This window comes from Arthrobacter sp. 10N44_2, assembly GCF_056394385.1.
Genome location: NZ_JBFTHT010000010.1, coordinates 13,323 through 33,391, shown reverse-complemented (window position 1 = coordinate 33,391; position 20,069 = coordinate 13,323). Strand labels below are relative to the sequence as shown.

Annotated in this window: 17 protein-coding genes and 2 riboswitches; of the genes, 5 read left to right on the top strand and 12 right to left on the bottom strand. The window is 68.0% G+C overall.

What is annotated here, in order from left to right:
- Window positions 1-7: 7 nt before the first annotated feature.
- The 9 genes from AC1DBX_RS12215 to AC1DBX_RS12175 form a co-directional block, all read right to left on the bottom strand.
- Window positions 8-3,043, bottom strand: coding sequence for an alpha-mannosidase (locus AC1DBX_RS12215; protein ID WP_476931848.1), 3,036 nt, complete (start codon window positions 3,041-3,043; stop codon window positions 8-10).
- 90 nt (window positions 3,044-3,133) lie between these two features.
- Entirely contained in the window at window positions 3,134-4,006 is an 873-nt protein-coding gene (fdhD, locus tag AC1DBX_RS12210; RefSeq protein WP_223914284.1) for a formate dehydrogenase accessory sulfurtransferase FdhD, read from the bottom strand.
- A gap of 134 nt (window positions 4,007-4,140) precedes the next feature.
- The gene (locus tag AC1DBX_RS12205) at window positions 4,141-5,745 is read right to left on the bottom strand and encodes a molybdopterin molybdotransferase MoeA (RefSeq protein ID WP_476931847.1); all 1,605 of its coding nucleotides are present in this window, start codon (window positions 5,743-5,745) and stop codon (window positions 4,141-4,143) included.
- Complete coding sequence (locus AC1DBX_RS12200; protein ID WP_476873484.1) at window positions 5,742-6,029, bottom strand: DUF6457 domain-containing protein; 288 nt, start codon at window positions 6,027-6,029, stop codon at window positions 5,742-5,744. The genes AC1DBX_RS12205 and AC1DBX_RS12200 overlap by 4 nt, the downstream gene beginning before the upstream one ends.
- Window positions 6,030-6,050: 21 nt before the next feature.
- Window positions 6,051-6,722, bottom strand: a complete 672-nt coding sequence (gene mobA / locus AC1DBX_RS12195) for a molybdenum cofactor guanylyltransferase (RefSeq protein ID WP_476931846.1) — start codon at window positions 6,720-6,722, stop codon at window positions 6,051-6,053.
- Between the two features lie 94 nt (window positions 6,723-6,816).
- The gene (locus tag AC1DBX_RS12190) at window positions 6,817-7,317 is read right to left on the bottom strand and encodes an HNH endonuclease (RefSeq protein WP_026266867.1); all 501 of its coding nucleotides are present in this window, start codon (window positions 7,315-7,317) and stop codon (window positions 6,817-6,819) included.
- Between the two features lie 219 nt (window positions 7,318-7,536).
- Window positions 7,537-8,295, bottom strand: coding sequence for an NlpC/P60 family protein (locus tag AC1DBX_RS12185; protein ID WP_230009730.1), 759 nt, complete (start codon window positions 8,293-8,295; stop codon window positions 7,537-7,539).
- Window positions 8,296-8,590: 295 nt separating this feature from the next.
- Window positions 8,591-8,760, bottom strand: a riboswitch (cyclic di-AMP (ydaO/yuaA leader).
- A gap of 136 nt (window positions 8,761-8,896) precedes the next feature.
- Window positions 8,897-9,718, bottom strand: a complete 822-nt coding sequence (locus tag AC1DBX_RS12180; RefSeq protein WP_476851273.1) for a M23 family metallopeptidase — start codon at window positions 9,716-9,718, stop codon at window positions 8,897-8,899.
- 4 nt (window positions 9,719-9,722) lie between these two features.
- A riboswitch (cyclic di-AMP (ydaO/yuaA leader) is annotated at window positions 9,723-9,937 on the bottom strand.
- A 150-nt stretch (window positions 9,938-10,087) separates the two neighbouring features.
- The gene (locus AC1DBX_RS12175) at window positions 10,088-10,783 is read right to left on the bottom strand and encodes an iron-dependent transcriptional repressor DtxR (protein ID WP_079555358.1); all 696 of its coding nucleotides are present in this window, start codon (window positions 10,781-10,783) and stop codon (window positions 10,088-10,090) included.
- Between the two features lie 359 nt (window positions 10,784-11,142).
- On the opposite strand from AC1DBX_RS12175, the gene serC reads away from it, so the two are divergent.
- Entirely contained in the window at window positions 11,143-12,273 is a 1,131-nt protein-coding gene (gene serC / locus AC1DBX_RS12170) for a phosphoserine transaminase (protein ID WP_476931845.1), read from the top strand.
- Window positions 12,274-12,333: 60 nt separating this feature from the next.
- Here serC and AC1DBX_RS12165 read toward each other — a convergent pair whose 3' ends face one another.
- Genes AC1DBX_RS12165 through AC1DBX_RS12155 form a run of 3 tightly spaced genes read right to left on the bottom strand, consistent with a single transcriptional unit; the run spans window position 12,334 to window position 14,722 of the window.
- On the bottom strand, window positions 12,334-13,653 hold the full coding sequence (locus AC1DBX_RS12165) for an MFS transporter (protein ID WP_223914288.1): 1,320 nt from the start codon (window positions 13,651-13,653) through the stop codon (window positions 12,334-12,336).
- Between the two features lie 44 nt (window positions 13,654-13,697).
- Window positions 13,698-14,330: a DUF3027 domain-containing protein gene (locus AC1DBX_RS12160; RefSeq protein ID WP_476931844.1), complete on the bottom strand. Its 633-nt coding sequence runs from the start codon at window positions 14,328-14,330 to the stop codon at window positions 13,698-13,700.
- Between the two features lie 8 nt (window positions 14,331-14,338).
- Complete coding sequence (locus AC1DBX_RS12155) at window positions 14,339-14,722, bottom strand: cold-shock protein (protein WP_018776003.1); 384 nt, start codon at window positions 14,720-14,722, stop codon at window positions 14,339-14,341.
- Between the two features lie 177 nt (window positions 14,723-14,899).
- On the opposite strand from AC1DBX_RS12155, the gene AC1DBX_RS12150 reads away from it, so the two are divergent.
- From AC1DBX_RS12150 to AC1DBX_RS12135, 4 genes are all read left to right on the top strand, one after another.
- A complete protein-coding gene (locus AC1DBX_RS12150) occupies window positions 14,900-15,133 on the top strand; it encodes a hypothetical protein (RefSeq protein ID WP_079555362.1) in 234 nt (77 codons plus the stop codon).
- Between the two features lie 10 nt (window positions 15,134-15,143).
- Window positions 15,144-17,636 carry a helicase-associated domain-containing protein gene (locus tag AC1DBX_RS12145; protein WP_476931843.1) on the top strand — a complete coding sequence of 831 codons (2,493 nt, stop codon included), beginning with the start codon at window positions 15,144-15,146 and terminating at the stop codon, window positions 17,634-17,636.
- Window positions 17,633-19,279 (top strand): DNA repair helicase XPB, encoded by a 1,647-nt coding sequence (locus AC1DBX_RS12140; protein ID WP_476931842.1) that lies wholly within the window; start codon window positions 17,633-17,635, stop codon window positions 19,277-19,279. The genes AC1DBX_RS12145 and AC1DBX_RS12140 overlap by 4 nt, the downstream gene beginning before the upstream one ends.
- 78 nt (window positions 19,280-19,357) lie before the next feature.
- On the top strand, window positions 19,358-20,068 hold the full coding sequence (locus AC1DBX_RS12135; protein WP_018775770.1) for a response regulator transcription factor: 711 nt from the start codon (window positions 19,358-19,360) through the stop codon (window positions 20,066-20,068).
- Window position 20,069: the final 1 nt, after the last annotated feature.

Here is a 20,069-nt window from a genome sequence, read left to right as displayed (position 1 = left end):
CTGCCTGTTAGCGCACAAACCTCAGCGTGACCAGCTGGAAGGGCCGCAACGTCAGCTCGGCGGAATTGCCGCCCGCCGTCACTCCCGGGGCATCGACGGGCCGTTCCAACAGATCCACGGCGTGCAGCCCGCGGACCGGGAAATTGGCCTTCACCGCGCCGGTGGACCGCTCCCCCAGTGCTTCGTAGAACCGGACAATCACATCCCCGGAACCGTCTTCAGCGAGTTTGACCGCTTCAATGACAAGGGCCTGATTGACCACCGTGACCAGCGGTTCCACCCCGTGCGCCCCGTGCACCATCCGCGGCGCCAGGTTGGTGCGGTAGCCCTCTTCGACGGCGTCGGCGATCGTGGCGCCCGGACGGACCGTGACGTGCAGCTCGTGCCTGCCCTGGTCCGCGCCGGGATCCGGAAACTTCGGTGCCCGCAGGAGCGAGAGCCGCACTGTGGTGGTGGTGCCGCCGTCGTCCTCCCGGACATTGCGGGTGACGTCGTGGCCATAGCTGGAAGCGTTGGAGATCGCCACCCCATAGCCCGGCTCGGCGACGTGGATCCAGCGGTGGGCGCAGATTTCGAATTTCGCGGCCTCCCAGGACGTGTTGACATGGGTCGGGCGGAACACGTGCCCGAACTGCGTCTCCGCCGCCGACCGGTCGGCCCTGACATCCAATGCAAAACCCAGCTTGAGCAGCTTTTCGCTCTCCTGCCAGTCCACGGCCGTAGTGATCGCGAGCGAGTCTGCACCCGGCGCTAGTGTAATCCGTTGGGTCACCGCGGAGGACCCGGCCATCCGCTCCACCACCACGACGGCGGCCGGGTTTTCGCCCCGGGGGTCGCGCTCCAGCGCCACCGAAAGCGCCTGTTCCAGACGGACCACGTTCCTGCGGTAGAAGGCGTCGATGTCCCACGCGTCCCATTCATTGGGCGTGTCCCGGTGCAGCTCCAGGAGGTTTCCCACCTCGCCGGGAGCAATCGCCTCGCGTCCGGTGGCCCGGTCCGTGAGGGAGACCAGCAGTCCGCGGGCATCCACCACGGCACGGATGATGCCATTGTCCAGGATGTAGCCGCCGCCGTCCTCAGTGACCTCTACCGGCTGCCCGGGCCGGACCGGTTCAGCAGCCGCCAGGGCAGGCACGCCCAGGCGCTCGTGCGGGGCGGCGTTGAGCAGGAATTTCCGGCTGCCGGTGCCGAGGGCCGCCGCCGCGGCGTTCGTGATGATCGCTTCCAGTCCCCGTTCGACGGCGGCGTAGTTCCGTTCGGCGTCCTGGTGGACCCAGGCGATGGAACTTCCCGGCAGGATGTCGTGAAACTGCTGCAGCAGGACCAGCCGCCAGAGGCGCTTGAGCTCCGCAGCCGGGTAGCGGTGCCCGGTCCGCACAGCCGCGGTGGCACTCCAGAGCTCGGCTTCCCGGAGGAGGTGCTCGCTGCGCCTGTTCCCCAGCTTGGTCTTGGCCTGGCTGGTGTAGGTGCCGCGGTGCAGTTCCAGGTACATCTCCCCCACCCAGACCGGAAGGGGCTCATACTCGGCCTGGGCCTGGCTGAAGAAGCTGGCCGCCGAGCCGACCCGCACCTTCGGGGATCCTTCCAGATCCGCCGTTCGCTGCGCTGCGGCCAGCATCTCGCGGGTTGGGCCCCCGCCGCCGTCGCCGTACCCGAACGGAACCAGCGACGTGCCTCCGCGTCCGTGGTCCCGGTAGTTCCGTTCTGCGTGCGCCAGGTCCCGGGCACTGAGGTCGGAGTTGTAGCTGTCCACCGGTGGGAAATGGGTGAAGATGCGGGTGCCGTCGATTCCTTCCCAGTTGAAGGTGTGGTGAGGCATCCTGTTGACCTGGTTCCAGGAGATCTTCTGGGTCAGGAACCAGCGGCTGCCTGCGGCCTTGATGATCTGCGGCAGGGCGGCGGAATACCCGAAGGTGTCCGGCAGCCACGCCTCCTGGCAATCGACCCCGAATTCGGCCAGGAAGAAGCTTTTACCCTCGAGGAACTGCCGTGCCATGGCCTCGCCGCCGGGCATGTTGGAGTCGGATTCGACCCACATCCCGCCGACGGGAACGAACTGGCCGGCGCGGACCTTGTCCCGGATGCGCCCGAAGAGCTCCGGATAGTACTCCTTCATCCACGCGAGCTGCTGGGCGGAGGAGCACGAAAAGATGAAATCGGGATTCTCGTCCATCAGGGCCACGACGTTGGAGAACGTCCGGGCGCACTTGCGGATGGTTTCCCGGACCGGCCACAACCAGGCCGAATCGATGTGGGCGTGGCCCGTGGCCACGAGCTGGTGCGCCGAGGCATAGGCCGGCCGGGACAGGGCTCCGGCCAAGGCGGCCCGTCCGGCCTCCGCGGTCCCGGCAACGTCGTCGGGGTCCATGATGTCCAGCATGCGTTCGAGCGACCGCAGGATGTCGTGGCGGCGGGGCAGGTCCATGGGCAGTTCGTGCATCAGCCCGCTGAGCGTGAGGATGTCCTGCTGCAGTTCCCAGACGGTCTGGTTGCGTTCGGCGATGGCGATCCTGCCGAGGCGGTACTTCGGCTCGCTGCCCGACGTCGCCTTGTCGCCGTAGGGGGTGGCGGCGAAAGTCCAGTTCTGGGACAAGTCGGGATTGGCCGCGGCTTCGACGTAGAAGTCAACGGCCATGCCACTGCCCAGGAGCTTGAGCGGGATGTACTGGTTCCGCGGCGAGATCGCCTTGATGATGGTCCCGTCGGACCGCCAGGCAATGCCTTCGCACTGGAATCCCGGGAGGTCGCCGCTGAAGCCGAGGTCCACGAGGACTTCCACGGAGGTTCCGGCCGCGGTTCCCCAGGCGTCCGGCACCTCACCCCGGAGCCGGAGCCACTTGGTGCTCCAGGGCCGGCCCCAGGCCACGCCGTGTTCCTGGGGCGTGAACTCCTGCCGCAGGGCCTCGAGCACTGGCACGGGTTCGTCCGGCGCGTCCCAGTTGCTTAGCGTCAGCGGCACGCTGCGCGGGTAGACGGCCGGGCCGATCCGGTCACGCAGAAAGCGGTCCAGCCGGACTTCCGTAAGACGGCGGTCGTCGTGCAATGTGATCCTCTTCAGCGCTGGGGGGTCCGATCGACTCCAATCGATGGATAAAACTTACGCCGCGGAGAACCCGTTGGCCAACTGTTGCCCCTAGCCGGCCGCGGGCGCCGGAACGGCTACGCGTTGCTGGCCCGCGTACACGTTCAGGCTGGTCCCGCGGCTGAACCCGGCCAGTGTCATCCCGCTGGCCTCGGCGAGCTCGACGGCCAGGCTGGAGGGGGCACTGACAGCGGCGAGGACCGGGATGCCGGCGAGGGCAGCCTTTTGGACGAGCTCGAACGATGCACGGCCGGACACCTGCAGTACGGTGCCCCGGAGCGGGAGCAGGCCTTCGCGGAGCGCCCAGCCCACCACCTTGTCCACCGCGTTGTGCCGGCCCACGTCTTCGCGCAGGCACAGCAATTCGGCCGAGCCGTCGTCGGAGATCCTGAAGAGCCCGGCGGCGTGCACGCCGCCGGTGACTTCGAAGACCTCCTGGGCGGACCGCAGGGCGTCCGGGAGGGCCGCGAGCGTTTCGACGGGGACGGTCAGCGGATCGTGTGCCGGGCTGTAGTGCGAGGACTTCCGTACGGCATCGATCGAGTCAGTGCCGCAGATGCCGCAGGAACTGGAGGTGAAGACGTTGCGTCCGGTATCGGGTCGTACGACGTCGGGCCTGAGCTGCGCCTCCACCACGTTGAACGTCTGCATGCCGTCGGCGTCTTCGCCGGCGCAGAACCTGAGCGAGACCAGCTGTTCGGGAGCCCAGATGATCCCCTCCGAGACGAGGAAGCCTGCGACGAGGTCGAAGTCATTGCCCGGCGTTCGCATGGTGACGGAGAATGACATGTTGCCGAGCCGGATTTCCAGCGGTTCCTCGACGGCAAGGACGTCCTCTCGGTGCCGGACCGGGAATTCGAGGGCCTGCGGGGACCCGTCCAGGACGATCTTGTGCACCTTGCGGCGCTGTGTCACACGGCCCATCCGGTGCTCCTAAGCAACATAGTGTGCCGCTGTTTGAAGCTAGCGGCTGTTTGAATCTTTGGCTGGTTCCATCATTGTAAGTGCCTGATCCTGGCGGCGTGCCTTGTCTCCGCGCCGGCGCAGCGGGCCAGGACTCAGCCCAAAAGGGCACTCCAGTCCACCGGCCCGTCACTGGCCGAGGTTTTCCTGGCGGTCCGCTTCGCCGCCGGCTTCTGTTCGGCGGCCGCTGCCGACGCGTCAGGCAACGGCGCACCCCACGGGAGGGCGAAGGCGGGGACCAGTTCCCCCAGCTGCACGCCATGGGGCGGGACCACCAGCACACCGTCGGCGGCGGCCAGCCCCCGCATCATTCCCGGGCCGGTGTGCTGCGCCGGCGATGCCATGCCATAGAGCAGCCGGAAGGGCATGAGCCGGGTCCGGCCCGGGTCGGCGTCAATTGTCGAGCCACAGGGCACCTCGCTGAGCGGGGGGATCGCGCCGTGCCCGAGTGCCGCCAGGAGTGGGGCACCGATCGTGGACAGCGCCATCATGGCCGCGAGCGGGTTTCCTGGCAGGCCGAGGATGTAACGGCCGTCCGGCAGCTCGGCCAGCACGGCGGGGTGGCCCGGGCGCATGGCGATTCCGTCGATCAGCAGGCGGCCACCGAGCTCGGCGACCGAGCGCCTGAGGTGGTCTGTCCCGGAGCGCCCCGTGCCGCCGGTGGTGACCACGACGTCGGCAGGCAGGTTTTCACCGGCAGGATCGGTGTCCTCGAGGGCGGCAAGCCACTCGGCGTAGGTGTCGCCGACTTTCACTTCTTCGGTACAGATCCCGCCGAGCATTCCCACCACGGCGGCCAGTTGGGGTCCGAAGGTGTCGCGGACCTGCCCGGGTGCCGGTATCCCGCTCGTCACGACCTCGGAGCCAGTAAAAACGAGGCGGACCACGGCCTTGCCGAGCACGGGAAGGGTGTCACTTCCGGCCAGCGCGGCGAGGGCCAGATGGGCCGGGTTCAGGACCGTGCCGCGCTTGATCAGTACGTCCCCGGCGGCGGCTTCCTCCCCGGCCTTCCTGATGTGGTCGCCGTTGCGCGGGTCTCCCGGCTTCGCGGTGCCGCCCAGCTTCAGGACGGGCAGGCCGTCCTCGTCGACGTCGATGATGCCGCTTTCGCTGCGCAACACGGCCTTGGCCCCGGGCGGGATGAGGCCGCCGGTGGCAATCGGGCTGGCCTGATGTGGTGCCAGACGCTGGCCGGGTTCGGCCAGGATCCAGGGGCCGCTGCCGTTGACGGCCCAGCCGTCCATGGCAGAGGAAGCGTAATGGGGCATGTCCTGCCGGGCAACGACGTCCGCCGCGAGCGTCCGGCCGAGCGCCTGCCGCAGCGGAACAGGGGCGGCCGGGATGGGAACGGCGCACTCGAACGCGAGTTGCCGGGCCTCCTGCCACGTGTGGGCCAGGTGCCTGTGCGGCTCCGCGGCAGTGTCCTCGTCCGCTGCGTCCTGGTCCGCGGCTTCCTGGCCCGCGGCGCCCTGGTCCCCTGCCTCCTCGTCCGCTCCATCCTGGTCCGCAGTGTCTTCGCCCGCTGCATCCTGGTGCGCCGCGATGTGAGGGCCACCAGGGCCGTCTACGGGAGCCTCTCCACCGCCAGTTCCGACGCCATTTCCGCCGGTATCGTTGACGCCATCTTCACCGCCATCTCTGACGCCATCTCCACCTGCGGCGGTGGTGGGGCCGTTGCCGTCCGGGGCCGCAGCCGTCATGCCCCGGAAGTTTCGGCGGCTGCGTAGTCCTTGGCGAGCTGGCGGGCCACGGCCATCGCGGACTCCATGGACACGGAGTCCGTGGCCTGCCCGGAGCCTGAGGCCAGGCCGGCCGCAAAGCCGGCAATGAATGTGGTCAGCGGTGCCGCCGGGCGCACCACGGAATGGGCGGCCACGCCGGCCAGGGCGAGGACCTCATTCACGTCAATCTCAACTTCGTCCAGCTCCAGGGCCTGGAGCAGGGCACGGCACCAGTCTTCCAGTGTTTCGTCCTGGCTTTTCACCGTTTGCCTCCATGGTCGAGTTCAGCTGTGCAGAGCCGGGCCGGAGCCCGGACCGCCGTCGGGAATCCTGCCGGATACCCCCAGTGCGAACGCGTCATCCCAGGTGTCGACGTCATCCGTGGAACCCGGGGGAACGCGAACTTCCCGCACGTCCAGCCTAGCAAGAAGGGCGAACACCGACGCGTTTTCCAGCCGGTCCCGGGACGCGGCGTCCGCGACAGAACGTTGTAGCACGGCCGTGCCATAAAAGCCCGCGAGCGGCTGTTTCCGGCCGTCGGCCGAGACGGCCATGACGCCGTCGGCCGCGTCCCTTTCCGGCGTGCCTGCACCGGACGTGGCCAGCGCCTCGGCCAGGGCACGGACCGCGCCGGCCGACCGGGGCATGTCACACGCCAGGACGAGGGTATAGGGCGCGGCTGCTGCGTGCCGGCTCGCGTGATCGGCGGCCAGGGCGGCCAGCCCCGCCGCGATGGCTGCGGCCGGACCCGCGAAGGGCGGCTCTTCCCGGCAGGTCAGGACGCCGCCGGGCAGGCCCCCGGGATCGGGGCCGACGACGACGGTGCGCCCCGCCGCGCCGGCGGCCCGCAGTGACCGCTCCAGGAGGGTGGCGCCGTCGTAGACCAGCCCGGATTTGGGCACGCCGCCGAGGCGTGAGGACCGCCCCCCGGCGAGAATGATGGCATCGAACTCCATCGTTTCAGCCTAGCGCGGCGCCAGCGGCCACCGAACAAGCCGTCACGTGCGCCGGCAGCGTCTTCACCGGCTGATCAATCAGCAAGGGGGCAGATCAGGCAGCCGATTCAGGCAGCAGGAACGGATCCCAGGCCGGCGTCGGCTTCTCGAGTTCCTTGATCTGCCAGATGGCACCCTTTGGCGGGCCCGGAACAAAACCGATCTTCCAGCCCATCTCCGCCGGCGTATGGTCGCTCTTGGCGTTGTTGCACCGCAGGCACGCCGCCACCAGATTCTCCCAGGAGTCGGCCCCGCCCCGCGATTTGGGCTGGATGTGGTCGATGGTGTGGGCAGCCTTGCCGCAGTACGCGCAGCGGTGGGCATCCCGGCGCAGCACGCCGCGGCGGCTCACCGCAGTCATCGTGTTGTACCTGGGCCGGATGTAGCGGTTCAGCAGGATCACGGACGGGCGGCCCAAAATGTCCTGGGGGCCGACCACGGGGTCGTCCCCTTCGGCCACCACGCTGGCCTTTCCGGTCAGGACAAGGACGAGCGCCCGGCGGAAGGTGATGACCGCCAGCGGTTCATATCCAGCATTCAGAACGAGAGTGCGCATCCGCATACCTCTTCACGGCCGCACCCGCCAGCGGCACGAGGGCCGGCTGCCCTCTGCATGGTCGGGCTATGGATCGACAACACAAGAGTAAACACTCAAGTGCCGGATCACCGAATATTTTTTCACCGGCGCGGTCCCCGGCGCGGAAAGTTCACTGCGCGGCAACGCAAAAGACCCCCGCCTGCAGGCGGGGGTCTTTTGGAATGCTGGGGTTCGTGCTTAGGCGCCGACGCGGATGAAGACCGGGCCGGAGCCGACGTTGACGCTGTACAGCGCGGTGGTGCCGCCGTTCCAGCCGCCGTGCACTGCCATGCCGTTGCCGACGTAGACCGCGATGTGAGCCATGCCCACGCCGCCGTTCTGGTAGTAAGCGAGGTCGCCCGGGCGTGCCTCGGCGGCGCTCACGGTGCGGCCCAGGGACAGGTAACCTGCCGGCCAGCCGTGGTAGTGGATGCCTGCCGCGGCCAGGGCGTTGGTGGCGAGGGCGGTGCAGTCCTGCGCCACGCCGATCTGTGCGTAGGCAGCGGCGGCGATGGTCGCGCCTGCGCCGCTTCCGATGCCGGCGGGGGCCTGGGCAGCGACGCCGCCGCTAACGCCAAGCTCGGTGCCGCCGGCGCGGGTGGCCGTGGCGTCCTGGACCTTGACGACGGGCTTGGGAGCCTCGACGACGGGAGCCGGCGTGGTGGTCACGGCGGGCTTCTCGTAGGAGATCGCGATGGTGGAAGCGGCCGAGATGGTGGCCGGAGCTGCGGACTGGACTTCCAGGGCCGAAGCGGAGGTGGATTCGCGCTGAACATTGGTTTCAGCAGCGTTGGCTGCGATTCCGCTGGTCAGGACCAGACCGGAAGCTGCGGCGATGACCGCAGCCTGACGGCCCACGCCGCCGGCGTTGTCGCCGACAGCCTTAGCAATAACAGCCAGCGAGTTGGTCTTGGTGACCTCGGCGCGGTGCCGTGCAACGTTTGCACGAGTAGTCATTAAGTTCTCTCTTTCGTGATCCTTGGACCGCGCGCTTTCGGGCGCGGACTGAGGACGCTCCGGCATCTTGGGGGTACGCCGGATCGCCCCGAAATGGGTTACTTAGCGAAGGGTGTACTGCGAAGACGCGCCAAAAGCGGAAACTGCATGCTGTCCGGGCTCGCTAGAGATTGAGCCTGCGGAACGTGATCCAATCCGGGCGCCGGCAAGGGCGGCACGTGATGTGGATTCCAGCGGGCTCGACAGAGCCTCGCCGGTGCGCATGCGCGCAGAATTGTGGCGTGAAGACACGAAAGTAGCCTCTCCCAATGCCTACGAGGTGAGCTGTCGGATTCGGATGGGAGTCACCCGGCCGCGCTGCTTCCTGGGAAGCTTTGCGACTTAACCCCAAGGCCTTCTTTCGAAGGCCAAAATTGGTTCCCCCGCCCCTGCCAGACGATGTAATGCGAACGGACCTTGAGCGGTGGCAGAGCTAGGCAATCCACTCAAGAGCGCCAACTTCGGAAAAGTTGGCGTGCTTCAAACCCTACAGCAGTCCGGATCCAATGTCACATTCAGATCACGGCGTGTCACAGGAAGTTGAGAGCAGCCCATCGTCTTTTCAGAGCCAGCCGAGCGGGTCAACGACATCGCCGTTGACCATCACTTCAAAGTGGAGGTGGCAGCCCGTGGAGGCGCCGGTGGTTCCGCTCATGGCGACGACGTCACCGCGGGAAACCTTCTGGCCGACCTTGACCGAGGCCGAGGACAGGTGGTTGTACGTGGTCTCCAGGCCGTTGCCGTGATCGATGACCACGCGGTTCCCCCCGCCGAAGGGATGCCAGCCGTTGAAGGTCACGGTGCCGCTGGCGGCCGCGTGGACCGCCGTGCCGCACTGGGCGGCGAAATCCTGGCCGCGGTGGAACTCCCCCGCGCCCCCGGTAATGGGGCTGACACGGTAGCCGAAGGGCGAGGCCGTGACCAGCTGGTCGAGCGGCGCACCCAGGGTGCCGGCCGATGCCGCGCGGGTGATGGTGCCCACAGACTGGGCGCTCAGCAGCTGCTTGAGTTTCCCGTCCGGATCGCCCTTCGTGGTGACGGCCGTGCGGTTGAAGTCGACTTTGGCGGCGGCGGCAGCGGTGACATCCGGCTGCACGGCAGCGGAGAGCGCGCCGGACCCGCCCGGATTCGAAGCCATCACCGGGCTCGTGACGGGGACCGTCACGGTCAGAACCAGACCAGTTGCGGCCAGGGCGATCCCGGCCTTCTGCCCGACCCCGCTGGCCGCGGCAAAGTCCGTGACCTGGCGGAACGGACTGCGACGGCGACGGCGTTCATCCCGGTGCACGTCCCGCGGGCGTTCGGCCGTGTGTGCGACGACGGGACGCGGCTCCGGAGCGGGACCGGTCGCGCGGCGACGGCCCCTGGAGGTCTGGGTGGTCAAGAACGGTTCCTCTCTGGATGGCCTGCGAAGTTAGCTGTCGGATTCGGGTCAGAGAGATCAAAGACCCGGTCCGCCGTTGCAAGCAGCCACGCACAGATGCATCCCCAGGGGATCCTTCGGTGGAAGCTGCTTGCCGCTGACGGACTTCACCCCAAGGCTGCCGAAGTAGCAGCCGAAAGTGGTTCCCCCGCCCCTGCCAGGAGGTAGTTCTGCGACTGATCCGCTGGCAGGGCTCGGCTTCGGATCAGGTAACGCTTTGGTATCGGTACTGGGCACTAACTATAGGCGATTAAGCCGCCCGGTAATAAATCCGTAACCGCAATTGTGGACAACTCATGGGTCGTCCCATGACCGGCGCGTAGTGGCTGGTCAGGCGACTGTTACAAAGACGTGCGCGGCAACCTCCGGCGGCAGCTCCAGGGCACCTTCGATATCGGGGACGCGGACCGAGATGTACTCCCCCACCCGCTCCAGCGAGACAAGCGCGCCAGGCCTGATTCCGCCCTCGTCGAGCTGGGCCAGAAGCTCCGGCTCCACCTGGATCGGCTCCGCGAGCCGGTTGACCGTAACCCGGGAAGTTACCCCGTAGCCGGCCATGGCCTCCAGCAGGTTCACAGGCCTGTCCACGGGGGCGCCATTGGGCACGCCGCCAAGATCCGCAAGCCCCGGAATAGGGTTTCCGTAGGGCGAGACCGTCGGGTGGTTGAGCATCTCGAAGATTCTTCGCTCGACGCGTTCGCTCATGACATGTTCCCAGCGGCACGCTTCCTCGTGGACGTAGGCCCAGTCGAGCCCGATCACGTCCGCGAGGAGGCGTTCGGCCAGACGGTGCTTGCGCATGACACCGATTGCACGTTTCCGTCCGGTTTCCGTCAGTTCAAGGTGCCGGTCGCCGGAAACGACCACCAGCCCGTCGCGCTCCATCCGGCCGATCGTCTGGGACACAGTGGGGCCGGAGTGGCGGAGCCGTTCGGCGATGCGGGCGCGGAGGGCAACGATGTTTTCTTCTTCAAGTTCCAGAATGGTCCGAAGATACATCTCCGTGGTATCGATCAGATCCGTCATTCAGCTCAGCTCCTCGAGCGCAGTCCTAGCGTCATTCCCACCGTACCGCGTGCGGGCTGCATGCAGGATGCGCCCAGGCGGGAACCGCCGTACGTTCGCATGCCAGCCTAGCCTATTTTGAATTACTCCGGATAATCTTTCGATCGACCTGGAGCTATTGTCCCAGCCCCAGCCGGCCGGCCGTCCCCGGCGTCTCAATGACCGGACTATGACAGGCCTCTTTCCGTATCGCCGGGAGCTGTCAGGCAAAATAAGACCGGCAGAATAAAACAGGCAGAATGAAAAGGGGTGTCCGTGGTATTCATCCCTGCCCGCCACCTCCCAGCCACGCTACGAACCAGCCGAAAATTGGAGCCACTGTGAGCGACACCAGCATCACGATCCCCGCCAACCTCCTGCCCAAGGACGGACGGTTCGGCGCCGGCCCGTCCAAAGTCCGGCCTGAACAGATGGACGCCCTGGCCGCGGCATCGTCGAAGCTGCTGGGGACCTCGCACCGCCAGGCACCCGTGAAGAACCTGGTCGGCTCGGTGCGCAGCGGCCTCAGCGAATTCTTCCGGGCACCGGAAGGCTATGAAGTCGTGCTGGGCGTCGGCGGATCTACCGCGTTCTGGGACATTGCCAGCTTCGGGCTCGTGGAGAACAAAGCGCAGCACCTGTCCTTCGGCGAGTTCGGCTCGAAGTTCGCCTCCGCCACCAACAAGGCGCCGTTCCTTGCCGAGTCCTCCATCATCAAGGCCGAACCCGGCACCCGCCCCACCGCCCGGGCGGAGGCCGGCGTCGACGTCTATGCGTGGCCGCAGAACGAGACCTCAACCGGCGTAGCCGCCCCCGTCCAGCGGGTGGCCGGCGCCGACGAGGGGTCGCTGGTGCTCGTGGACGCGACCTCGGCCGCGGGCGGGCTGGACGTGGACGTGGCAGAGTCGGACGTGTACTACTTCGCGCCGCAGAAGAACTTCGCATCCGACGGCGGCCTGTGGCTGGGCCTGTTCTCCCCGGCCGCGCTGGAACGGGCGGCACGGATCAAGGCCGGCGACCGCTGGATTCCCGACTTCCTTGACCTCCAGACGGCGATCGACAATTCCCGGCTGAACCAGACCTACAACACCCCCGCACTGGCCACCCTGGTGACCCTGGACGCCCAGGTGCAGTGGCTCAACGCCAACGGCGGCCTGGACTTCGCCGCCGGCCGGACCGCGGATTCTGCCGGCCGCATCTACCGCTGGGCCGAAGCGTCCGAATACGCCACGCCGTTCGTGGCCAAGGCCGAGGACCGCTCGAACGTGATCGCCACGATCGACTTCGATGACTCGATCGACGCCGCGGCCATCGCCAAGGTGCTCCGCGCCAACGGCGTCGTCGACACCGAGCCGTACCGCAAGCTGGGCCGCAACCAGCTGCGCATCGCCACCTTCGTGGCGATCGAGCCCGACGATGTCTCGGCACTGCTCGAGTGCATCGATTTCGTCGTGGCGGAACTGAAGAAGTAGCCCCGCGTCCGGCGTCGTCACGGCCCTGAGAACCTAAGCCGTGACGGCGCCGTCGTCGTTTCAGGTCCGTCCGCCCTGCTGTGCCTCCGGCAGCGCGTCCCTGCCGGCACCGGCCGCCCCGGTCCGGCTTTCGACGCGGAAGTACCGCAGCCCGTGGGCGCGGCGGTTGAAGTGGAGCCGCAGGTGCTTCGCGCGGATGATCCACACCAGCCCGATCAGGGCCGCCAGCAGGCCGGCGCCCGCCGCGACCGCCATGGACCAGCGGGGGCCGGCGGTGTTTGCCACCCAGCCGACGAGCGGCGCACCAAGGGGGGTTCCGCCCATGAAGATCGCCATGTAGAGGGCCATCACCCGGCCCCGCATTACGGGCTCTGTGGTGGTCTGGACGTACCCGTTGGCGCTCGTCATCATGGTGATCGCGAACAGCCCCACGGGCACAAGTGCGACGCCGTACCAGAAGTAGTTCGGGGCCATCGCTGCGATGCCCGAGGTCACGCCGAAGGCGGCGGCCGCCCCGAAGATGACCCGCAGCCGTGGCTTGCCGCGCCCGGCGGACAGCAGGGCCCCGGCTACGGATCCGATGGCCATGATCGAATTCATCAGGCCGAAGGCCCCCGCGTCCAGGCCGAATTCGGTCCCCACCATGGCCGCGATGAACAGGGCGAAATTCAGCCCCAGGGTTCCCACGATGAAGATCGCCACCAGCACCACGACCAAATCCGGACGGTACCTCACATAGCGCAGCCCCTCCCGGATCCTGCCCTTGCCCGCCGGTGCCCGCGGCAGCCGGCGCAGCGACGACGACGGGATTTTCGCCAGGCTCAGCAACAGGGGCACAAAGGTGAGCGTATTAATGAGGAAGACCCAGCCGGGCCCGACGACGGCCGTGAGCACGCCGGCGACGGCCGGACCGATCATCCGGGCAACATTGAAAGACGCGCTGTTTAGGGCCACGGCGTTGGGCAGGTAGTCGTCCTGGACGAGTTCCGAGACGAAGGTCTGCCGGACGGGGGCGTCCAGGGCGGAGACCACCCCGAGCATCAGGGCAAAGGCGTAGACGTGCCAGAGCTGCGCCGCGCCCGTGACCACCAGGATGCCCAGCCCCGCGCTCAGCAGCGCCATGGCGGACTGCGTCAGCACTAGGAGCCGCTTGCGGTTGAACCGGTCGGCGACCAGTCCGGCCACGGGTGCCAGGAAGAGTTGCGGGCCCAGCTGCAGGGCCATCGTGATTCCCACCGCCCCGGCATCGTGCGCCGTCAGGTGGGCGAACACCAGCCAGTCCTGGGCGGTGCGCTGCATCCAGGTGCCAACGTTGGAAATGAGGGCGCCGACGAACCAGATCCGGTAGTTCAGGATGTGCAGGGATTTGAACGTGGACATCAGCCCCAGCCCTCCCCAGACACGCTCCCAGACGCTTCCAACCGCTAGTCGGCCTCGCCCGTTGAGCGTTCCCGCTCAGCGTCGTCGGCGTCAGTGTCGGCGTCGGCGTCGGTGTCGTCGGCGTCAGCGTCGTCGTCGTCGTCGTCGGTGTCAGTGTCGTCGGCGTCGTCCGTGTCATCCTGCTGGTCGGCGTCGGACGCCTGTGACGGCGCTTCGGAACCGGACGGCGCCTCGGCAGCCTCGTCAGCCTGCGCGTCTTCCGGGCGGACCCGTTCAGCCCACGGAACCCAGGCCGGTGCCAGGATGGAGTCCTCGGAGGGCAGGAGCCCAAGTTCGTCCACCGTGACCACCTTGGAGCGCGAGTTGCGTGTCAGCACGGCGTACCACTGCCAGCCCAGGTAGCCGGGGAGCCTGGATTCGAACAGGTGGGTGACCAGGCGGTCGCCCTCGCTCCGGGCACCGATGTGCTCGCCGATCTGCTCGGCGGGGGCAATGCCCTCCACCGCGGTGCGGGCGACGTCGACGGCGGCGGCCAGGAAGGCGTCAGGCTTGCCGGTGCGCCAGACGGGCACGCCGGCGCGCGGGCGGATTCCCTGCTTGGAGCCGGTTGCTTTGGCCCCGGTGGGCGCTGCGGTTCCGGCATCCGGCGCCGGCAACTGATCAGGTTCCTGAGTCATCAAAAGCCTTATACGTCCAGCTCGTCGGCAACCTTACGGAGGGCCGCTGCGATCGCCTTGCCCTTGTTGCCTTCCGGGTACTTGCCCGCGGACAGGGTCCCGGACAGGTTATCCAGCACGCTGACGAGGTCCTGGACCAGCGGGGCAAGGTCCCTGGCGCTGGGCCGCTTTGCCTTGGCGATGGACGGCGTCTTGTCCAGCACGCGCAGGCCCAGGGCCTGGGCACCCTTGCGTCCGTCGGCTACACCAAATTCAACACGCGTGCCGGCCTTGAGCTCCGTGATGCCTTCGGGCAGCGCGGACTTGGGCAGGAAGACTTCCTGGCCGTCCTCGCCCGCGAGGAATCCGAAGCCTTTTTCCTTGTCATACCACTTGACCTTGCCGGTAGGCACGTAATCAACCTTCTTCGTTCTGCGGGGACACGGCCGGCGGTCACCGCATCCGCATGGATACGCGGGTTCAGGGTATGACTGCCCGGACCGTGTTGGTCTGTATCTCCAAGGTTATCCTGCCTGGTTCACTTTAACGGCTTGAGGCGCGGGCGATGCCGGACTGTTAGCGTTGCCCCCATGACACTGACGCGTTACCGGCGGCCTTTGATGATCGTAGCGGCCACCCTTGCTGTGCTGTCCCTCGTTGCCGTCGGCGCTGTCATGGCGATGGCCTTCAACAATGCCGTGGCGCCCGCCTGGATTACCTCGACGGCCCTCTACGGCCTCCCGGTGGCATTCCTGCTCATGCTGGCCCTCGTTGTCGACGCGGTGGCAGCCCGGCGCCGCCCGCGCGGGCCCGGCGAAAGGTAACGTTGGAGCGATGTCCCTCATCCGCGCGCTCAGCAAGGAACTTCAGGCACGAAGCGACGAATCGTTGCGGGCCTTGTTCTCCGCGCGGCCGGACCTGATTTCTCCCGGCGTCCCGGACTTCGCCGCCCTCGCCGCCCGCGCCAGCGGACGCGTCAGCGTCCAGCGGGCACTCGAACGGCTCAACCGCCCGCAGATGCAGGTCCTGGAAACCCTGCACCTGTGCACCAACGCCGATACCGGGCACAGCGCGTCGGCGGCGATGCTGAAGAAACTGATCAACGGCTCCTCGGTTGCCGCCGTCGACCGGCTCCTCCATTCCCTGCAGGAACTGGCCCTCGTCCACCGCGCAGATCCGCCGCACGGCGCGACCCCCGCCGCCGCCAAGCAGCGCCACTACCTTCCGGTCGGCAGCCTCAAGGACGTGATTGGCATCTACCCTGCGGGGCTGGGGCGCAGCTACACCGAACTGGTGCGGCTCCAGCCTGCTTTCGCGCAACGCGTGGTGCAGCTGGTGGGGGAACTTCACCGCGCCGGGGCGTCCATCTCTCCCGCCACGACGCCGATGGAAGCCGCCCTGTCCCTGCAGCACTGGACGGCAACACCGGAATCGCTCCAGCAAATCCTGGCCACCGCACCGGACCGGACCGCCGCCCTTCTGGCCCGGTTCGGGAACTGGGCCATGGGCGCCGTCCCGCAGGCGCAGCGCCGGGCGTCCGTGCTCCACGAAGGCGCCGACGTCGGCCCCGTGGACTGGCTGCTGGCGCGCGGGCTGCTGGTACCGCTGGACGCCGCGCACGTCGAACTGCCGCACAGCGTCGGAGTGTCGCTGCGCGGCGGGTTTGTCATCGAGAACTTTTCGCTCACGCCGCCTGTCCCCCGGCTGGGCAACACGAGCGCGGGGCTGCGCCGGAACGCCGCGTTGGGCGCCATCGCCGAGACGCTGCGGCTCGTCGGCGAAGTGCTCTACACCGTGCGCGAACAGCCGCTGGCGACGCTGCGAAGCGGGGGCGTCGGGGTCCGGGAGATGAAGCGGCTGGCGGATTCCCTGCGGATGGACGTGCACGAGGCCGGCGTCCTCGCGGAGCTCTGCGGAATGGCCGGTCTGCTGCGGCTGGACGTCGACAGTTCTGCGTGGGTGCAGCCGCCGCAGCTGGAGTGGCTGTCGCTGCCGCGGCAGGAGCAGTGGCTGTGGCTGGTCAACGCCTGGCTGGCCAGCGAGCGCGCACCGTCCCTCGTGGGCCAGCCGGTGAATGCTGCCGCCCCGGGCCCGGCCGGGCACCGGGGCCCGGCCGGGACCACCATCAATGCGCTCTCCGCCGAGGCGCAGCGGCCGGACGCCCCGGTGGTCCGGAAAAGGGTCCTGGAAATCCTGCACGAACTCACCCTTGAGGCCGTGGCGCCCGACGGGCAGGCCCCCGTCCTCGATGCCGCCGCCGTGCTGGAGCGTGCCGAGTGGACGCAGCCCCGGATGGCCAGGCGCTTCAGCTCGCTGATCCGCGGCATCCTCGCGGAGGCCGAGATGCTTGGCCTGATCGGCTCTGGGGCGCTGAGCCAGCTGGGCGCCGCGATCGCCGCCGAGCAGCCGGACGACGCCCTGGGGATCCTGGGCGAACACCTGCCGGCGGCCCTGCAGCACGTGTTGCTGCAGGCGGACCTGACGGCGGTGGCGCCGGGCTACCTCGACCCCGAACTGAGCGAACGGCTCCTGACCATGGCCACGGCCGAAGGGCAGGGACCGGCCACCATCTACCGGTTCTCCGTCACCTCCGTGCGCCGGGCCCTCGACACCGGCCAGGACGCCGCGGCGATGCTGGACTTCCTGCGCCAGCATTCGGCCACCGCCATCCCGCAGCCCCTCCAGTACCTTATCGAAGACACCGCCGCGCGCCATTCCCGGCTCCGGGTGGGGGCCGCGGCCAGCTTTATCCAAAGCGAGGACGAGGCTGCCCTGCTGGAACTGCTCAACGCCCCGGCCGCGGCTGGCCTCGGGCTGGTGCGCATCGCGCCCACCGTGGTCGTCTCCCACGCCGCGCCCCGGGAAACCGCCCAGGCCCTCCGGGGTCTGGGGCTCGCCCCGGTCCTGGAGGAAGCTGCCTCCGCCATCGTCCGGCTGCGCCGCAGCACCCCTGCGCCCGGCAGCGGCCGGCCGGTCTACACCGCCCCGCGGACCGCTCCGCCGGAGGCCGACATCGAGGCCCAGCTCGCCGTGCTGCGCACCAACGGGTCCCGGGCGCCGGGCTCCGGCGCCCACCCGCCCGCGGCACCGGGCAGCGAGGAAGCGACCCAGCTGGGCCTCGAGACCCTGCTGAAGGCGATCCGCCTCAGGCAGCGGGTCATCATGAATGTCGTGGACAGCATGGGGAATGCCACCCGCGAGACGGTTGTTCCGGTAGCTGTGAATGGCGGGCGGGTGCGGGTGTTCGATCCGGACAAGGAAATCGAGCGGGTCCTGTCCATCCACCGCATTATCGACGTAGAAGCTACAGAGGAATTGTTCCAGTGAATGACGGGCCCCTGATCGTCCAGAGTGACAAGACCATCCTGCTGGAGGTCGACCACGAACTCGCAACGGAGGCCCGGCACGCCATCGCGGCGTTCGCCGAGCTGGAACGGGCCCCGGAGCATGTGCACAGCTACCGGCTGACGCCGCTGGGGCTCTGGAACGCCCGGGCGGCCGGGCTGGACGCCGAAAAAGTGCTGGACACCCTGCTCACGTACTCCCGTTTCCCCGTGCCCCATTCCCTGCTGATCGACGTCGAAGAGACCATGTCCCGGTACGGCCGGCTCCGCCTGGAGAAGGACCCGCAGCACGGCCTGGTCATGCGCACCTCCGACTACCCGGTGCTCGAGGAAATCAGCCGCGCCAAGAAGATCGCCCCGCTGCTCGGGCCACGGATCGACGGCGAGACGGTGGTGGTGCATTCCTCCCAGCGCGGCCAGCTCAAGCAGCTGCTGCTCAAGCTTGGCTGGCCGGCCGAGGACCTGGCCGGCTACGTGGACGGCACCCCGCACCCCATCATGCTCAACGAATCGGGCTGGAAGCTGCGGCCCTACCAGCAACTGGCCGCGGAGAACTTCTGGGCCGGCGGCAGCGGCGTCGTCGTCCTTCCCTGCGGCGCCGGCAAGACGCTGGTCGGCGCGGCCGCCATGGCCACCAGCTCCACCACCACACTGATCCTGGTGACCAACACCGTCGCCGCGCGGCAGTGGAAGGACGAGCTCCTCAAACGCACGTCGCTGACCGAGGAGGAGATCGGCGAGTACTCCGGCTCCGTCAAGGAAGTCCGGCCGGTCACGATCGCCACCTACCAGGTCCTGACCACGAAGCGCGGCGGGCTGTACCCGCACCTGGAGCTCGTGGACGGCAACGACTGGGGCCTGATCATCTACGACGAGGTCCACCTGCTGCCCGCGCCGATCTTCCGGATGACGGCGGACCTGCAGGCCCGCCGGCGGCTCGGGCTGACCGCCACGTTGGTGCGGGAGGACGGCCGGGAGGGCGAGGTCTTCAGCCTGATCGGGCCGAAACGCTACGACGCGCCGTGGAAGGACATCGAGGCCCAGGGCTACATCGCCCCGGCCGATTGCGTGGAAGTCCGGGTGGACCTGCCCCGCGACGAACGGGTGGCCTATGCCATGGCCGAGGACGCCGACAAATACCGGCTGTGTGCCACCTCCGAGACGAAGACCCTGGTGGTCGAAGAACTCGTCGCCGAACACGCCGGGGAACAGCTCCTGGTGATCGGGCAGTACATCGACCAGCTCGACGAGATCGGCGAGCGCCTGGGCGCGCCGGTGATCAAGGGCGACACGTCGGTGAAGGAGCGCCAGCGGCTGTTCGACGCGTTCCGCGCCGGCGAGGTGCAGACCCTGGTGGTGTCCAAAGTCGCCAATTTCTCCATTGACCTGCCCGAGGCGTCGGTCGCGATCCAGGTCTCCGGTTCATTCGGGTCCCGCCAGGAGGAGGCCCAGCGCCTGGGCCGGCTGCTGCGCCCGAAGAAGGACGGCCGCTCCGCCCGGTTCTATTCGCTCGTGGCCAGGGACACCCTGGACCAGGATTTCGCCGCGAAGCGGCAGCGGTTCCTCGCCGAGCAGGGGTACGCCTACCGGATCATGGACGCCAAGGACGTCGGCACCGCGGGCTAGGCGGGGGCCGGGGATGCGGCCATGCAACACACAACCTCCATTCAGAAAACTCCCAGAGTCTGGGAGCATCATGGGAACATGAAGAAGAACGGTCCCGAAGCCAAGCTCCTCGTCGTCGATGACGAACCGAACATCCGCGAGCTGCTCTCCACGTCCCTGCGCTTCGCTGGTTTTGAAGTCGTCTCGGCCGGCAGCGGACGCGAGGCGCTGGCTGCTGCTGAGTTGCACTCCCCCGATCTGGCGGTGCTGGACGTCATGCTGCCGGACATGGACGGCTTCACCGTTACCCGCCGCCTGCGCGCCGCCGGCAAGCACTTCCCGGTCCTGTTCCTCACGGCCAAGGACGACACCGAGGACAAAGTCACCGGTTTGACCGTGGGCGGGGACGATTACGTCACCAAACCGTTCAGCCTCGACGAGGTGGTGGCCCGCATCCGCGCCGTACTCCGGCGCACGCAACCCCAGGTCGACGACGACGCCGTGATCCGGGTCGATGACCTCCAGCTCGACGACGACGCCCACGAGGTCCGCCGCGGCGGGACCGTGATCGAGCTCTCACCCACGGAATTCAAGCTCCTGCGCTACCTCATGCTCAATCCGAACCGGGTCCTGTCCAAGGCCCAGATCCTCGACCATGTATGGGAGTACGACTTCAACGGCGACGCCTCGATCGTGGAATCCTACATCTCCTACCTGCGCCGCAAAGTGGATATCGATCCCGATGCCCCGGCACTGATCCAGACCAAGCGCGGCGTCGGCTACGTTCTGCGGACTGCCGAGAAGCGCTGAT

Coding starts and splice junctions, on each gene's coding strand:
- fdhD (WP_223914284.1), bottom strand. CDS start 4,006: ATGGGCCGTGTGACACAGCGCCGCAAGGTGCACAAGATCGTCCTGGAC.
- AC1DBX_RS12205 (WP_476931847.1), bottom strand. CDS start 5,745: ATGACGGCTGCGGCCCCGGACGGCAACGGCCCCACCACCGCCGCAGGT.
- mobA (WP_476931846.1), bottom strand. CDS start 6,722: ATGGAGTTCGATGCCATCATTCTCGCCGGGGGGCGGTCCTCACGCCTC.
- AC1DBX_RS12190 (WP_026266867.1), bottom strand. CDS start 7,317: ATGCGCACTCTCGTTCTGAATGCTGGATATGAACCGCTGGCGGTCATC.
- AC1DBX_RS12185 (WP_230009730.1), bottom strand. CDS start 8,295: ATGACTACTCGTGCAAACGTTGCACGGCACCGCGCCGAGGTCACCAAG.
- AC1DBX_RS12175 (WP_079555358.1), bottom strand. CDS start 10,783: ATGACGGATCTGATCGATACCACGGAGATGTATCTTCGGACCATTCTG.
- AC1DBX_RS12165 (WP_223914288.1), bottom strand. CDS start 13,653: ATGTCCACGTTCAAATCCCTGCACATCCTGAACTACCGGATCTGGTTC.
- AC1DBX_RS12160 (WP_476931844.1), bottom strand. CDS start 14,330: ATGACTCAGGAACCTGATCAGTTGCCGGCGCCGGATGCCGGAACCGCA.
- AC1DBX_RS12150 (WP_079555362.1), top strand. CDS start 14,900: ATGACACTGACGCGTTACCGGCGGCCTTTGATGATCGTAGCGGCCACC.
- AC1DBX_RS12145 (WP_476931843.1), top strand. CDS start 15,144: ATGTCCCTCATCCGCGCGCTCAGCAAGGAACTTCAGGCACGAAGCGAC.
- AC1DBX_RS12135 (WP_018775770.1), top strand. CDS start 19,358: ATGAAGAAGAACGGTCCCGAAGCCAAGCTCCTCGTCGTCGATGACGAA.